Consider the following 827-nt stretch of genomic DNA (forward strand, 5'->3'; position numbering starts at 1 on the left):
TCCGGCGGCGTGGATCGCGGCACCCGCATCGAGTTGCTCGACGGGCGTCATCCGGGCCGCCGGGCGTTGCGAGCCGAACGGCGCGCAGCCGGCGATCGCGAGCGCGGCGAGCGCGGGAACCAGGCGGCGGGAGCCGCGCGCTCGGTCGATGAGGAAGGGCATGGTCGGTTTCCTGTCGCGAGATGGCAAACGATATATATCTAAAAATATATCTTTAGATATTATCTGGCGATCGGCAACTGGTAGAAATAGCAGTCGGCCGAACCGGCCGGCGCCATAGAAACAGCTGAAAGGGGACGGATCGTGGCGCGCGGGTTACGCCAGGGCAAGCGCGTCGAGCGCTGCTGCGAGCGTCTGGGCGACGGACTGGCCGGAGGTGTCGATGCGGCAGTGCGCGCATGCGCGGTACAGCGATTCGCGCGCGTCGTGCAGCGCGGCGAGGGCCGCGCGCGGGTCGGCGACGTTCAGCAGCGGGCGGGACGCGTCGTCGCGCGTGCGGTGCCACAGGGTGTCGAGATCGCTCGCGAGATGGATCACGAAACAGCGCTGGCCGAGCCGGGCGCGCGTATCGTCGCGCAGCACGGCGCCGCCGCCGGTCGCGAGCACGAGCGCCGGCCCGCACGTCAGTGCATCGATGACGTCGGCTTCGCGTGCGCGGAAGTCGCCCGCATGGAACTGCGCCGCGACGGGGGCGCCGAAGCGGCGTTCGAGTTCGCGGTCGGCGTCGACGAACGGCAACCCGAGCGCGCCGGCCAGTGCGCTGCCGAGGGTCGTCTTGCCGGCGCCGGGCATCCCGACGAGCGCGATGCGCGTCGGGCCGGCCTGCG

1 protein-coding gene is annotated in these 827 nt (G+C 70.9%); it reads right to left on the minus strand.

Annotation, left to right across the window (positions count from 1 at the left end; translation table 11 throughout):
* Positions 1-315: 315 nt before the first annotated feature.
* Positions 316-827: shikimate kinase (locus G3N64_RS39220; protein ID WP_241021449.1), on the minus strand; the 512-nt coding region annotated here is incomplete at its 5' end.

The organism is Burkholderia sp. Ac-20344 (genome assembly GCF_017104975.1).
GTDB lineage: Bacteria > Pseudomonadota > Gammaproteobacteria > Burkholderiales > Burkholderiaceae > Burkholderia.